This is a genomic window from Mycobacterium senriense (assembly GCF_019668465.1).
Classification (GTDB): Bacteria; Actinomycetota; Actinomycetes; order Mycobacteriales; family Mycobacteriaceae; genus Mycobacterium; species Mycobacterium senriense.
This window is the reverse complement of the sequence record NZ_AP024828.1, coordinates 3,833,540-3,846,204: the sequence shown is the minus strand read 5'-3', so window position 1 is coordinate 3,846,204 and position 12,665 is coordinate 3,833,540. Positions and strand designations below refer to the sequence as shown.

Sequence of the window (12,665 nt, the reverse complement as noted above, 5' to 3'; positions counted from 1 at the left end):
AGTTTGACCGACATCCTCAACAACCTTTCCAATCCGGGCGTGTCATATCGGACCAAAGATGGTCTCGTCGAAGGCGGCATCGGTTCGGGCGAGGGCCACGAGTTGCATCACGAGCTGAGAGTGGCCCACCGAAACGGGCAACTCCCGTTGTCGTTTATCGTCTCCAACATCCAACAGAACGGTCCGACTACGGTCATGTCCGACGTGACCACCTCGGGGCCAAAGCTGAGTTCACGCCTCCTTGGCTCGGTAGTAGTACCGCAGCTGCAGGGGCGCGGCGAGGGGTACGCGCGAAACCTCCGACGGTCCGCGGTTAGTTTTCTGTCGGCGCGCTATATCGCATCGTCCAGACGGGTGCCTGGCCGGGCGTGTACTCATTGCCCGCCCAGGGCGTGCCGCAGATATGCAGATATGCATAGGGCGTGCCGTCGAACATCACCCAGGCGCCGGCATCACGCACGGTGTTCGGGAGGCCATCACGCGCCGCGCTGTAGGGCCAAAGGATCATCCAGTGCGGGCCGATCGGAATGGCGGGGCTGGTCTTGTCGAACAGGTCGGTATTGCTGTGTTGTGTTGCACCGCAGAGCATGTAGATGATTCCGGGGGCAGTGTTGGTCGGAGCCGGCTTGCTCGCCATGATGTCTAGCATCCATTGCAGCCCCATGGGATCCGCGCACATGGGCACGTCGCCGATCTTGTTCTCATCACCGGGGAAACACACCCACTGGTTGGTTCCCTGGCGTAGCACGACAGGATTGCCGTGCCCATCCATCTCTGCGATCGTGGCGTCGCGGGTGATGTGCAGCGGACCCGACGACATCGCGCGCGATATTTTGGCGGCGAGTACCTGTTCGTCCCTGGATGCCGCGTGGAGTTCTCCGGCGTGCAACGCTGTGATCGCGCTGTTGCTATAGCTTCCCGATGCTCCATGCGGTTCGATGTCGGCCATGATGCGCTCCTCTCAGATGTTGTTTCGGCGCAAGGTGATCTGACTCATGTCGATCGCGATCAGCAGCGGCTCCGGGACCAGCTGATAGTCGCCCTCCCAGCTGTAGACCCGCCGCTTGGTGGGGATGATGATCCCGTCGACATCGCGAAAGTCGCTGGCGTAGTTCAACCCGGCTGCGCCACCCAGGATGTCGACCGTGTAGTCCTGACGGCGCAGCAGCCCGTCCGGGCCAAAGCAGAAGATCTGTTCGCGGGTATGGCTTTTGATGTGATCGGGAAACGTCGCCCTTAGCCGCCGGCACGGTTCACCGTCCACCTCGATGGGGCTGATCTCGTCGGTGACGAATTCGGGCCAGGTGAAGACGAATGGCGTGTTCAGATACGTCCAGAGCGCCTCCCCGCTGAAGTAGGCGACGTGCAGGTCGTCCCACGGGGTGGCGAGCACGTGCCCGTCAAACGACCGCTCCGGGTCCGCACGTGACTGCACGGTCATGCCGTCAGCGCGTTGCATCGCGACGCGGGAGGGCTCGAAGATCGAGCGCTTGTCTTGACCGACGAAGTCCATCGTCAGCAGCTCGCGCGTGGTGTCGACCTGGAAGCGGACGTCCTTGAGCGCATCGCCTTTGCCCTTGACGAACCAGGTCGCCCCGGTGATCGACGCGGCGACGTTGACCGATGTCACACTGTTCCAGCGCTCCATGCCGCCGTGCGCCGCGACCACCTCGGCGAGCAGATCGCCCATTAGCTATGAGAACAGCTCGGGATGTTCGGCGACGTATTCGCCAACCGTGGAAGCCTGCTGCCCCGTGAGCTTTTCGACGTCATCGGTGGCTCGGTCGTAGCGTCCGGCCCGGTGCAGGAGCGCCATCGTGGTGAGGTGCTGCTGCAGGTGCTCGGGCAGGCCGAGCGGTTTGAGGACTTCCTGGACCCAGGTCTCATGCGGAATGTCGGAACCTTGTATCGGCCGGTGCAGTCCCCGTGCGTATTCGGCTGCCAGCCCGTCGATGTCCAGGCTGGTCGGTCCGGTCAACTCGTAGATATTCCCGATACGGTCGGCGGGGTCGACGAGCACTGCCGCGACCGCGCGGGCCACGTCGCTGGTGGCAATCGGCGAGGTTCGCCCGGTTCCGAAGGGCAACACCAACAGATTTCGTTCCCGCAGCGATGGCGCGGCGAACCAGGTAAAGATCGGATTATCCAAAAACGCCGTCGGTCTGATGTGCACCACCGGTATTCCCGACCAGTTTAAGACGTGCTCTGCGAGGTAGTGCAGCCGATGTTGGTGAGACTCCCCCTCGCTGGTCAGCGTCATCTGCGACACCGTCATCTGAGACATGTTCACGACCACCTCCAGGTGACCGTATTCCAATGCAGCATCACAGATTACGGCTGTCGCCGTCAGGTAGTCCGGCGAAACGCTCATCGAAAAGAACATGCGATCGACGCCGGCCATGGCGTTGACGACATCTCGCGGTTCGGTCAGATCCCCGATGACCACTTCAGCGCCGAGTTCGCGCAGCGGATCGGCACGAGCATCGTCTCGATGGACCAACGCGCGCACCTGGTTTCCACCCGCGCGCAGTTGCTCGATCACTTGTCTGCTGACCCCACCGGTGCCCCCACCCGCGCCGGTGATCAGATACAGGGGCGTACTCATTCGCGCTCCTTACGGTGTGCCTTCCCAGTGTTTGGCAAGGGGGGTGCCGGCGAATCTCTCGAGCATCGCGCGTGACATCTCCAGCACAGAACTGCGCGGGCGGTGATTGACCACTAGGCGCTGGGCCTTCCCGTCGGCATTAAAGGCGACCAGAACGATGACGCGCAGCGGCACACCGCGAACCGATGATGTGTAGTCCTCAAGGAAGCTGTTGTCCCCGCATGGCCCGGCGTAGTGGAACTCTTGAAACTCGTAGATCTCTTTGGCGGCGACCACGACTTCATGGACGGCCGCAGCGCCCTGGATGGCGCCGTCCCATGCCGGCCCCTCCCCCGTCACGTCGTCGGCCAGATTGTCCAACCACGCCGGGTAATAAGGCTTTCCCAGATATGTCGATGCCATTACGGGGTGCCTTTCCAATGCTTGGCATGCGGGGTGTCGGCGAAGGTTTCGAGCATCACGCGGGAAAAGTTCAACATCGCGCTGCGCGGCCGGTGGTTCACCACGACGTGCTGGGTCTGCCCGTCGGTGTTGAAGGTGACCAGCACGACGACGCAGGTCGGCACCCCGCGAACCGAGCTCGAATAGTCCTCGACGTAACCGCTTTCGCCGCAGGGACCGGCGTAGGTGAACTCTTGGTGCTCGTACTGTTCGCGAGCTTTGCCCAAGATGAAGCGGACAGCCTCGGCACCGTGCGCGGTGCCGTCCATCGCCGCGGCCTCGAGGGTGACGTCGTCGGCCAGGTCGTCCAACCACAATGGGTAGTAAGGCTTTCCCATGCATGTCATACGGCGCCTCCGTCAACCGACGTCGTCACCGGATCCGTGAGTACCATCACGCTCTCCTCAGTGCCAGGCACGATAGACGATCCCGGAAACCGTCGATGAATGTAGGCGCTGGGAGTGTGATCGATAAGGAGACTTAGCAATTCGGGTCGGCTGTAGTGCCCGACGGAGTCCATGAAGGCCTTGCGTTTGTCGATCAACGTAAAGTCCAGATCCCCGATCACCTCGCCTTCACCGGAACGCAGGGGCTCACTGAGCGGCTCGCCTTGCGGTGTGATGATCGCGGTGAAGCAGCCACCCGAGATCGGCCCTATCGGGCAACCCGTGTCCGCCATGAGCTGCGCCTGCTGATCGGGATCGAGCCAGGCGGTTGCCACGACCACGAAGACACCCGATTCGAGCGCATGGTTGCGCACCTGGACTTCCGCCTGCCGGGCAAACAGGTCGCCGAAAATGGATCCCGGAAACATCGCCGAATGAATTTGCTCGCCGTCGGCGATCAGCGCGTAGCGGGCCAGCGGGTTGTAGTGCTCCCAACAGGCCAGCTGGCCAATGCGACCCACTGCGCTGTCGACGGCTCGAAGTCCGCTGCCATCGCCTTGGCCCCAGATGATGCGTTCGTGATAGGTCGGAGTGATCTTTCGGCGACGCTGGATCAGTGCTCCGTCCGCATCGAAAAGCAGCTGGGTGTTGAACAGTGAGCCGCCGTCGCGCTCGTTCACACCTATGGAGACCACCATTCCGGCGCGGCTTGCGGCGTCGGCGATTGCCTGTGTCGCCGGGGATGGCACGGTGACGGCCTCCCGCATGAGCCGTATTTGCTCGGGCAGCATTTGGTACGGGGGCTGCACAAACGAAAAATACGGATAATAGGGAACGACAGTCTCCGGAAAAGTCGCGAATTGCACGCCACGCGTTGCCAGTTCGTCGATCTTCGCGACGACGCGCTCGACGGTCCCGTCCCGGCTGTACAGCTCAGGACGCAGTTGGACTGCCGCTGCCCGGATTGTGGTCACCGCGCCCATCCTCACCTCGAATTGCGTTCTACTGGCAGACAGGACGGCGCGCCTTTAGAGGCGTTCTGCGGGTTGAGTCCATCGCGACGGCGGCCGAGGCTGGGTCGTCGGCAAGCAAATTCCGAGGTGATATGGCTACTGAAGCGGTGACCGATATCAACCCAGTTGATCACGGGTGTCCCGATGGGCTCAGCGTAGTGGTTAAACGACCACGGCAAAAGGAAAATTATTTGCCAAGTGGCAGGCGCGCGTCGCGCCTCGCGTTTTTACGTTTCGAACACCAGCAGCGGTTTGCCCCCGTGTGCGGGCGCTTCGGCCAAATAAACCGCCTCACTGAACTTTTCGGCGGGGATCGGCTGCCCCTCGGGCACCCGTAGCGCACCACTGTCGACGAGCTGAAGTGTCCGGTCGATCGTTGCCGCCATCCGATCCTTCGGGGTTTGGTTGAACCAGCGGAACAGCCAGAACCCCCGAACGGTCTTGGTTTCGTAGATCAGCGAGCGGGCGAAGATGGGGATGGTGAGTTTGTCGGGTTCGGTTTGCCGATGCGTGGACAACGCACCCGCGCCCACCTGACCGCTCACGCAGTCGATCGCCTTGGACACGCCATCGGCGCCGGCGATCTCGGCCACCCGTTCGCGCAGGTCCTCGTCTTCGGTGCAGATCACCGCGGTGCCGCCCAGCGCGAGGACGTCCTCGACAGCCGAGCGACGACGGACCACGTTGAGGGTTTTGAAGCCGACGTGGGTTCCCAGTTGGATGACCGACTGGCCCACGATTGAGCCGGCTGCGGTCTGCAAAAGCCATTCACCCGACCGAACATCGAGCTTTTCACTGGTCAAGATGACGGCGGTGAGCGGATTGCTGAGAATCTGGGCGGCGGTGGAATCGCTCATGCCCGCGGGTACAGGCAGCACTCGCTCGGCATCGGCAACGACGTATTCCTGCCAGGTGCCCGTGACTCCGATTGTGATGACGCGCTGCCCGATGGTCAATCCCTCTGCACTGCTCCCGATTTCGTCGATCACACCAACGGATTCGATTCCGGGCACGGTGGGAAACTCCGGGGTAAATCCGTATCTGCCGCGGACGGTGTGTAGATCGCTGGCCTCAACCGGTGCAGCTGTTACCCGGATCCGGACCTGGCCGATGCCAGGCTCCGGGATTGGCCGGGCCTGTAGCTGCAGGACCTCGGACGGTTCGCCTACCTTCTCGGCAACGACAGACCGCATGGTTGCCATACTGGCCCCTCCATCGGGTCCACTGGATCGGAGCGGCCAGCTCCAATGCCATCACGGCGGGCGTGTTGAGACCTTCTGATTTGAGCACTCAGCCGGCGGCTGGCCTCAGGCGTTGAGCGTAATAGGCCGGCTCCAGCGGCCGGTGGGACGTCAGGCAGTTCGCGCTCGAACTCCGAGTCCAGACGTCCTTGTCCGAGGTCACCACCAGTTCGTGGCCACCCTCCTCGAAGAACTTCCGTAACCCCAGCGCCCTTACGGGTTTATGAGGCTGCGAGTGCCTCAAGCGCTTTTGCCGAATCACTGCCCGGCTCGGGGTGGTAAATGAACACCTGAGTGTCTGAGTCGGGGACGCTGAGCCTCGTGCGGCGAAGGTAGAGATCACCCACCAGGGGATGTCGCAGGTGGAGGATGCCGCTACGGTATCCGACATCTGCGCGTGCCCAGAGTTCGCGGAATCGGTCGCTGGCTGCCGAAAGCTCGTCGATCAAGGCGCGTAAGCGAGGATCACCCACATTGCCGGCCGCGGATTCCCGTAAGCCACTCACCGCGACCTCGGTTGCCTCGTCCCAGTCGACGAAAAAATCGCGAGCAGCCGGTGTCAGCAGCCGCCACCGCAAGAAGTTCTCGCCGGGCGCGAACCCTGGTGACAACGCGCAGGCAATCGCATTGGCGGCCAACACATCCTGGTATCGGTTGGTGACGATCGCAGGAAGCGAGATCTGCTCGATCAGTTGATCGAGACCGTCAGCCGCTGCCTCTGCAACAGGCCGAGGGCTATGCGCCGCTTGTAAGCCCGCAAGCCGATGCAGATGTTCTGTGGCTTTGATATCCAGTCGCAGCGCCCGGGCGAGCGCATCGAGCACCTGTGAGGACGGGTGCCGGTCACGACCTTGCTCGAGTCGCAGGTAGTAGTCGACGCTAATGCCCGCGAGCATCGCCAACTCTTCGCGGCGCAATCCCCGGACGCGCCTGCGAGGTCCGGAATCCAACCCGACATCCTCCGGGCGGAGTTGTTCGCGGCGCGCGCGCAGGAAGTTACCCAGCGCGCTGACCGTTGGCGTCATCGCCCGATCTTAAGGCTGTCCCTCCCAACACCAGGATCAATGAGGCATGGCTGCCGAGGTCCAAGCGGGAATTCGGATTGGCGGCGGTGCGCTTCCCGGGAACGAAGGATCAATCGATCAAGTAAGGAGGACGCGATGTCCACGATTCATTTCCACCGGTCCACCGCATCTACCCCGGAGCAGTTCATCGCCGGGCTCACTGACTTCGGACCGGGCCGTTCCGAGGTCTTTCCGGATAGCGCGGACGCCGACCTCATAGTGCACCACAAGGGCGCGCGTGACGCCGATGTCACCGAAGGCTCAGGCGGCATCTGGGAACGGCTGCACTACGACTGGTCCGATCCCAACCACGTCACGCTTACGACCACCGACTCGAACACCTGGGGAGGCGCGTCGGGCTACGTCTACACCCTCAGCCCGCGTCCCTACGGCACCACGAACGTGGACGTTGTCATTGTCCGGGAGGGCAAAAACCTCAAGGGACGCGTCCTGGCGGCCGTACTCGGCACCATCGGCAAGGGAGTCTTAAGGAAGGCGTTCGTTCACAGCATCAAGGCCATCGAGACGCGCAGCGACGCCGAAATTCGGCGATAACCGCCGTTTACATAGCCCTTCGATCGAAAGGAATTGTCATGCGCGCCATCCAGATTGAACGGTTCGGCGACCCCGCGGAGGTGCTCCGCGTCGTCGACATAGAGGAGCCGCCGCCACCGGGTCCGCACGAGGTTCTGCTGAGCGTTGAGATCTCGCCGTTGAACAAACACGACCTCCTGGTTGTCATGGGCGCGCTCGCGCGACCATCGCTGCCCCACATACCAGGTGCAGAGGGGGTCGCCCGCGTGCTTGCCACTGGTGCCGAGGTCGATGGACTTCAAGTCGGCGATCTGGTCGTGCTACCCCTGTATGCCGGTGCGTGGCGTGAGCGGCTCGTCGTGCCCGCCGACGGCCTGTTCGCACTCCCCGCCGACGGTGACATCGAGCAGTACTCGATGCTGGGCAGCAACCCCCCGACAGCAGGCTTGATGCTCAGTGAATGCACCACCCTGCAGCCCGGCGACTGGGTGGTTCAGAACGCCGCGAACTCCGGTGTGGGACGGTCAATGATCGCGCTAGCCAAACTTCGTGGACTGAAGACGATCAACCTGGCCCGCGACGACACAACGTTCGCCGAGCTCACAGCAGCCGGGGCCGACGTCGTCCACCTCGACGACCCCGATGCGGTCAGCGATGTTCGAGCAGCGATCGGCGACGCGCGAGTGGCGCTGGCAGTGGATGCCGTCGGGGGTCCGGGGGTAGCGCGGTTGCTCGAATTGCTGTCCGACGGTGGACGGTTGGTCAGCTATTCCTGGGCCAGGAACGAACCCATGTGGGTCGACACCTCGACACTGGTCGGCAAACACCTCACCGTCCGCGGATTCTTTGTCGGCGACTTCGACTACCGCAACAAAGTGCTGCCGGTCATTCGTGAGGCGACACCGCTGGTGGCCGACGGCGCCCTCGCTGTCCCGGTGGGGGCCGCGTACCCCCTGGAGCATATCCAGGACGCGGTGCAACATCTCCTCCGTGGCGGCAAGATCCTGCTCAAAGTGGCGGCTGACGGTTAGCTACTTCGACCTGAAAAACGGTTGATGGTCTGAGGGCGCTCGAGCTGACGGCCGAGGCTGGTCGATCGGGCTGCTGGTCTGCGCTGTTCATGCGGCCAGGGCGCTGATCTTGACCAGGTTGTGGGCGAAGACTCCGTGTCCGCACCAGGTTCGAGCTCCCGTCAGGGTGGTCAACTCGGTGCGGTTCCAACCGTAGCTGCGTTTGAGGTGGTTGATCCGGCCTTCACATCCGGTTCGCCATTTGATCTTGGCGCGGAATGCTCTTCGGTGTTCGAACTCCCGGCGGGTGGCACTGGGCTTATTGGCACGCGGGATCGCGACGCGGCGAACCCCGAGGTCGTGCAGTTCGGTTTCCACCGACGCGTATCCATAGCCGCGATCAGCAGTCACCGCTGTTGGTGCACCACCGGTGCGTTCTGTTATGCGTGCGATGGCCGGCACCAATTGCGGTGCATCAGCAGGGTTTCCGGTCTCGACGGTGTGGTCGAGGATGACCCCGTCGGCGTTGTCTACGACCTGGGCTTTGTAACCGAACTCCACCGGCTTACCGAGCCGACCCTTGCGGATGGGGCGGGCATCGACGTCATGGAAACTGACCATCCGGGTCGCTGAATCAGGCATCACTCCGGCCAGCCGGCTGCGGGTCTGAGCCACCACTAGAGCGGTGCGTTGCAACAGCGTATCGAGGTCATTGATCGCTCGGCGCAATTGGCCGCAACGCCGACCGGTCGCGGTGGGCAGACTCCGTCGGGCGTTGCGCAGCACCGCCTGGGCATCACGCACCGTCGATTCGGCGATACCGGCCAGATCCCCGGTAATCCGCAGCACCGCAGCCTGGCCCTCCTCGCGCGCCGCTGCACCGCGCAGACGCAGCTTGGCCGCGATCGAACGGGCCCGCTGCCCCGCGGAGCGACTGCGGTCGCGCACCCGGGTGCGCGTCGCTCCGCCGGCGGCTTGAATACGCGTGATCGTGCCAGCGATGCTGCCCACGGCCTTGGCCAACAAACCCGAGTCGGTCGGATAGGCCACCGCCGCTGGCACCACGGTGGTATCCGCACGGACCTTGTCGGTTCGCAGCAATTTGCGCTCGGTGGCTTTGGCCAACAGCGCATCGTTGAGCCCGGCCACCGCAGCATCGCCGCACCGGCGGGTCAGCTTCATCAACGTGGTCGGATGCGGGACCCGTGTGCCGAACGGGATTCGGCAAAACCGTTGCCAGGAAATCGAATCACCCACCTCACGACACAGCGACTCATAACCCAGCCCGTAACGGAACTTCAGGAACATCATCCGCAGATAGGTCTCCATCGGTACCGACGGACGCCCCATTCGTGCGTCGAAAAACGACACGAAAGGCGCGAAGAACGCTGGGTCGTCGAGCAGCCTGTCCACCCGCGCCAATTCGTCGGGCAACACCAGCAGCTCCGACGGCAGTATCGCGTCCCACAACGACGGCTGGTCGTTTAAAGTTCTCAGCACGATGGCCTCGATCCCTTCTTGCCCAAGGGTTCGAGGCCATCATCTCGTCAAACAACGGCCACTTCAGCCACCGCCACACCCCGACTTTTTCAGGTCGAAGTAGCTAGCGCGCCGACCCTTCCACCGCGATCCGCCGCGCGCCGCGACCGGAGGCCCGATCGAACCAATCTGGCGGCCTAGAAAGGCTCTACCAGGCCTTTTAAGTGGGGCGGGCGGGGCTCGAACCCGCGACCAACGGATTATGAGTCCGCGGCTCTAACCAACTGAGCTACCGCCCCGACAGGGTTGTCCGTAGGAAACCGTAGCCGAAGGCTGAAGTCAGGGTGTGTCGGGCGGTGCCGCCGCCTTCACCTGATGCCGACTTTTGCGGTGGGCGCCCCATATCGGCAGCACCCACCGCCGTTGCGCCTCGATGTTCTCGAGGTCAGGCGGGAGCCGGCCCCGGCGCTTGAGACTTGATCTTGGGAATCATGTCGGGCGCGTAGACGAAAATCGCCGACTCGACCTCCCACTCGGCCTGGGCCTGGCTCATCGGCGTAGTGCGGGTGATCATGTTGATCAGCTCCTGGCCCTCGCCGTACGGATTAGGGTTGGCACGAACCTGATCGGCGAACCAGCGTCCCTCGGCTGCCTCGCTGCAGTCGTTGAAGTCGGCGTTGTGCACCATCTTGTTCTGCGCCAGCAATTTGATGTACTGATCGTCGGCGGGAGACATGTTGCACGACGCCGAGGCCTGCGGCGCTGACGCCACAGCACCACCGAACATCGCGGCCCCCAGCGCCAGGCCCGCGGCCCCCACCGCCAGCACCTGCACGCGCGATCGTGTCGTTCTCACTTCTCTCAGACCCCCTTATCGTGGAATTTGCTACCTTCCCTTTCGCAACAAAGTTCGGGTACCACCGCCGATAAGCGCGGCAAACGATGATCGTTTCGAACAACGCGTGAACAGCAATTAGCTAAAATTACTGTGCGTGAAACTATTCGGGTCTAAAGCGGTAACGGAGCCGACGCTATGGGGGCAATGCGGCGCGGTCGAATTGATCGCCGTCACCCAGCGGTTACGGTGCCCGACCTTGAGTTAGCTGCAATACGAACACGAAAACGGCCGGAGGGCAACGCCTCACGGCCGCTTACGTTCTCAGCGCAACACAATCCGTTGCGCCCCAATTGCTCTCGCTACGGAGTCGGCCAGTTTGCGTTTGCGGCTTGGTCTTTGATCTTGGGGATCAGTTCGGGTGCGTAGACGTAGATCGCCGACTCGACCTCCCACTCGGCCTGCGCCTGAGTCATCGGGGTGGTGTTGGTGATCATGTTGATCAGCTCTTGGCCCTCACCGAACGGATTGGGGTTGGCCCGAACCTGATCGGCGAACCAACGACCCTCGGCGGCCTCGTGGCAATCGCTGAAGTCGGCAGTGTGGACCATCTTGTTCTGCGCGAGCAGTTTGATGTACTGATCGTCGGCCGGACTCAAATTGCAGTTAGCCGAGGCTAACGGAGCCGACAGCACCGCGCCGCCGAGCATCGAGGCACCCAGCGCGACGCCGGCAGCCCAGACCGACGACACTCGAACGCGCGAGCGTGTACGGGTGCTTGTCATTTCCGAACCTCCCTCTGCGCGGGAACGCTGCCGCGTTCGACGCAACCCAAGCTAAAAATCCTGCAAACAAACTGACCGGCAAAGCCATCCGGACCGCGCGCCAATGACGCACGATCCGTGGCCACCCGGCTCGGGCCACGCTGCCATCTCGTTACCGCCACTTCTCGGTGTCGTATCAGTGTCGGCGAACGCGCTAAAAGTAGCGAATGACCCCCACACACAGCGGAAACGGGGGCTTGCGCGTCAGTGTACGAATGGTTAACATTTCGTGCTCTCGCCGCCGCGTCGACGGGCGTCTGAGCCCTCAACCACTCGGCGGCACAACCCCGGTGGCCAGCTACTACCGCCCCACACCGCGCCGTCAGCTAAGACCGGTCCGGCCCGGCGGCACCGCGCGGCGTCCGCAAACGTCAGCTGAATACCGTCTGGCCGTCGGCGTCGAGCAAGTACCGCTCGGTGCCGGTCTCGACGCGCGGTGTGTCGGCGCCCAATGACACGGCGACTTTGTTGCTGGCATTTCGCATGATGTCGAAGGTGAGCTCCACGGCCTCCGACTCGGAGAACCGGGAGCGCACCTCGGCGACGTCGTCGGCGACGAGGTGCGCAGGCGTCCAAATTAACGCATCGGCATAACGCAGCGCTGCTTTAGCGCGGTCATCGAGCAAACTCGATGATTCGAAGCGCGCGATCTCCTCGTACAGCGTTTCCGAGCCACCAGCATCGAGCGCGCCGCCCTCTCGCAGCGAGTTGCACAACCGGCAATTGTGCTGTGCCGCCCCGCGTAGCCGAACCAGTTCGGAGGTGACGGGGTCGAGGGCACGCATTCGCGCCACCGCGATTAAAAATTGGTTGAACACCGCATACGCCGGATCGGTGGTGTGATCCCAGGTGATCGCTTGACCGACCCAGCCGAGGTATTGCGCGCCGACGCCGAGCGCTTCCAGCCCGGCCCGCACCCGGGGGATGAAGTCGGCGATGTACATCTGCACGACGACGCCAAAAGTGCCGTCCCCTAGCTGCTTCCACAACCGCGACCGCTGTTCGGCGGTGACCGACGCGACGTCGGCGCTGAATTGTTCGGCGAATTCGGCGACCGCGGCCTCGGTTTCCGATTCCGGCTCGCCGACCTCGACGCTCGCGGGCAGCGGCGGCAGCGACATCGTCTGCGCACATACCCGGCGAACCAGCGCCGCCAGACGACTGTCGCCCGGAGCCAACGACACCAACCGCATGAGCTGGTCTTCTCGAACAGAAACCGGAGCCGTCATTCGT

General features: G+C 63.1%; 14 protein-coding genes, 1 tRNA gene and 1 pseudogene. 3 read left to right on the top strand and 13 right to left on the bottom strand.

Going from position 1 to position 12,665, the window contains the following annotated elements; all coding sequences use genetic code 11:
* Positions 1–39: 39 nt before the first annotated feature.
* A pseudogene (locus MTY59_RS28075) lies at positions 40–168 on the top strand (hypothetical protein); the annotation flags it as partial.
* Positions 169–313: 145 nt separating this feature from the next.
* Here the strand turns inward: MTY59_RS28075 and MTY59_RS18235 are convergent.
* The 8 genes from MTY59_RS18235 to MTY59_RS18200 all read right to left on the bottom strand — a co-directional run bounded on the left by MTY59_RS18235 (position 314) and on the right by MTY59_RS18200 (position 6,711).
* Entirely contained in the window at positions 314–949 is a 636-nt protein-coding gene (locus tag MTY59_RS18235) for a hypothetical protein (RefSeq protein ID WP_221042386.1), read from the bottom strand.
* Between the two features lie 12 nt (positions 950–961).
* On the bottom strand, positions 962–1,690 hold the full coding sequence (locus tag MTY59_RS18230) for a hypothetical protein (RefSeq protein WP_221042385.1): 729 nt from the start codon (positions 1,688–1,690) through the stop codon (positions 962–964).
* A 3-nt stretch (positions 1,691–1,693) separates the two neighbouring features.
* Positions 1,694–2,605: an NAD(P)H-binding protein gene (locus MTY59_RS18225; RefSeq protein ID WP_221042384.1), complete on the bottom strand. Its 912-nt coding sequence runs from the start codon at positions 2,603–2,605 to the stop codon at positions 1,694–1,696.
* 9 nt (positions 2,606–2,614) lie between these two features.
* Positions 2,615–3,007 carry a hypothetical protein gene (locus MTY59_RS18220; RefSeq protein WP_221042383.1) on the bottom strand — a complete coding sequence of 131 codons (393 nt, stop codon included), beginning with the start codon at positions 3,005–3,007 and terminating at the stop codon, positions 2,615–2,617.
* Complete coding sequence (locus MTY59_RS18215) at positions 3,007–3,393, bottom strand: hypothetical protein (RefSeq protein ID WP_221042382.1); 387 nt, start codon at positions 3,391–3,393, stop codon at positions 3,007–3,009. The genes MTY59_RS18220 and MTY59_RS18215 overlap by 1 nt, the downstream gene beginning before the upstream one ends.
* Positions 3,390–4,406, bottom strand: a complete 1,017-nt coding sequence (locus MTY59_RS18210; RefSeq protein WP_221042381.1) for a nitrilase-related carbon-nitrogen hydrolase — start codon at positions 4,404–4,406, stop codon at positions 3,390–3,392. The genes MTY59_RS18215 and MTY59_RS18210 overlap by 4 nt, the downstream gene beginning before the upstream one ends.
* A 266-nt stretch (positions 4,407–4,672) precedes the next feature.
* Complete coding sequence (locus MTY59_RS18205; protein WP_250160593.1) at positions 4,673–5,638, bottom strand: zinc-dependent alcohol dehydrogenase family protein; 966 nt, start codon at positions 5,636–5,638, stop codon at positions 4,673–4,675.
* 269 nt (positions 5,639–5,907) lie between these two features.
* Complete coding sequence (locus MTY59_RS18200) at positions 5,908–6,711, bottom strand: helix-turn-helix domain-containing protein (RefSeq protein WP_221042379.1); 804 nt, start codon at positions 6,709–6,711, stop codon at positions 5,908–5,910.
* Positions 6,712–6,846: 135 nt separating this feature from the next.
* Here MTY59_RS18200 and MTY59_RS18195 point away from each other — a divergent pair, with 135 nt between their 5' ends.
* Both MTY59_RS18195 and MTY59_RS18190 read left to right on the top strand, forming a co-directional pair.
* On the top strand, positions 6,847–7,305 hold the full coding sequence (locus MTY59_RS18195) for a hypothetical protein (protein WP_221042378.1): 459 nt from the start codon (positions 6,847–6,849) through the stop codon (positions 7,303–7,305).
* 38 nt (positions 7,306–7,343) lie between these two features.
* Positions 7,344–8,315, top strand: a complete 972-nt coding sequence (locus MTY59_RS18190) for a zinc-dependent alcohol dehydrogenase family protein (RefSeq protein WP_221042377.1) — start codon at positions 7,344–7,346, stop codon at positions 8,313–8,315.
* Positions 8,316–8,402: 87 nt separating this feature from the next.
* On the opposite strand, the gene MTY59_RS18185 is transcribed toward MTY59_RS18190, so the two are convergent.
* The 5 genes from MTY59_RS18185 to MTY59_RS18165 form a co-directional block, all read right to left on the bottom strand.
* Entirely contained in the window at positions 8,403–9,794 is a 1,392-nt protein-coding gene (locus MTY59_RS18185; protein ID WP_431190725.1) for an ISNCY family transposase, read from the bottom strand.
* Between the two features lie 204 nt (positions 9,795–9,998).
* Positions 9,999–10,072: transfer RNA gene (locus MTY59_RS18180), tRNA-Ile, on the bottom strand.
* A 146-nt stretch (positions 10,073–10,218) separates the two neighbouring features.
* Complete coding sequence (locus MTY59_RS18175) at positions 10,219–10,593, bottom strand: hypothetical protein (protein ID WP_221046513.1); 375 nt, start codon at positions 10,591–10,593, stop codon at positions 10,219–10,221.
* A 377-nt stretch (positions 10,594–10,970) separates the two neighbouring features.
* Positions 10,971–11,393, bottom strand: a complete 423-nt coding sequence (locus MTY59_RS18170; RefSeq protein ID WP_221042376.1) for a hypothetical protein — start codon at positions 11,391–11,393, stop codon at positions 10,971–10,973.
* Positions 11,394–11,803: 410 nt separating this feature from the next.
* Positions 11,804–12,661 (bottom strand): carboxymuconolactone decarboxylase family protein, encoded by an 858-nt coding sequence (locus MTY59_RS18165; protein ID WP_221042375.1) that lies wholly within the window; start codon positions 12,659–12,661, stop codon positions 11,804–11,806.
* Between the last annotated feature and the right edge of the window lie 4 nt (positions 12,662–12,665).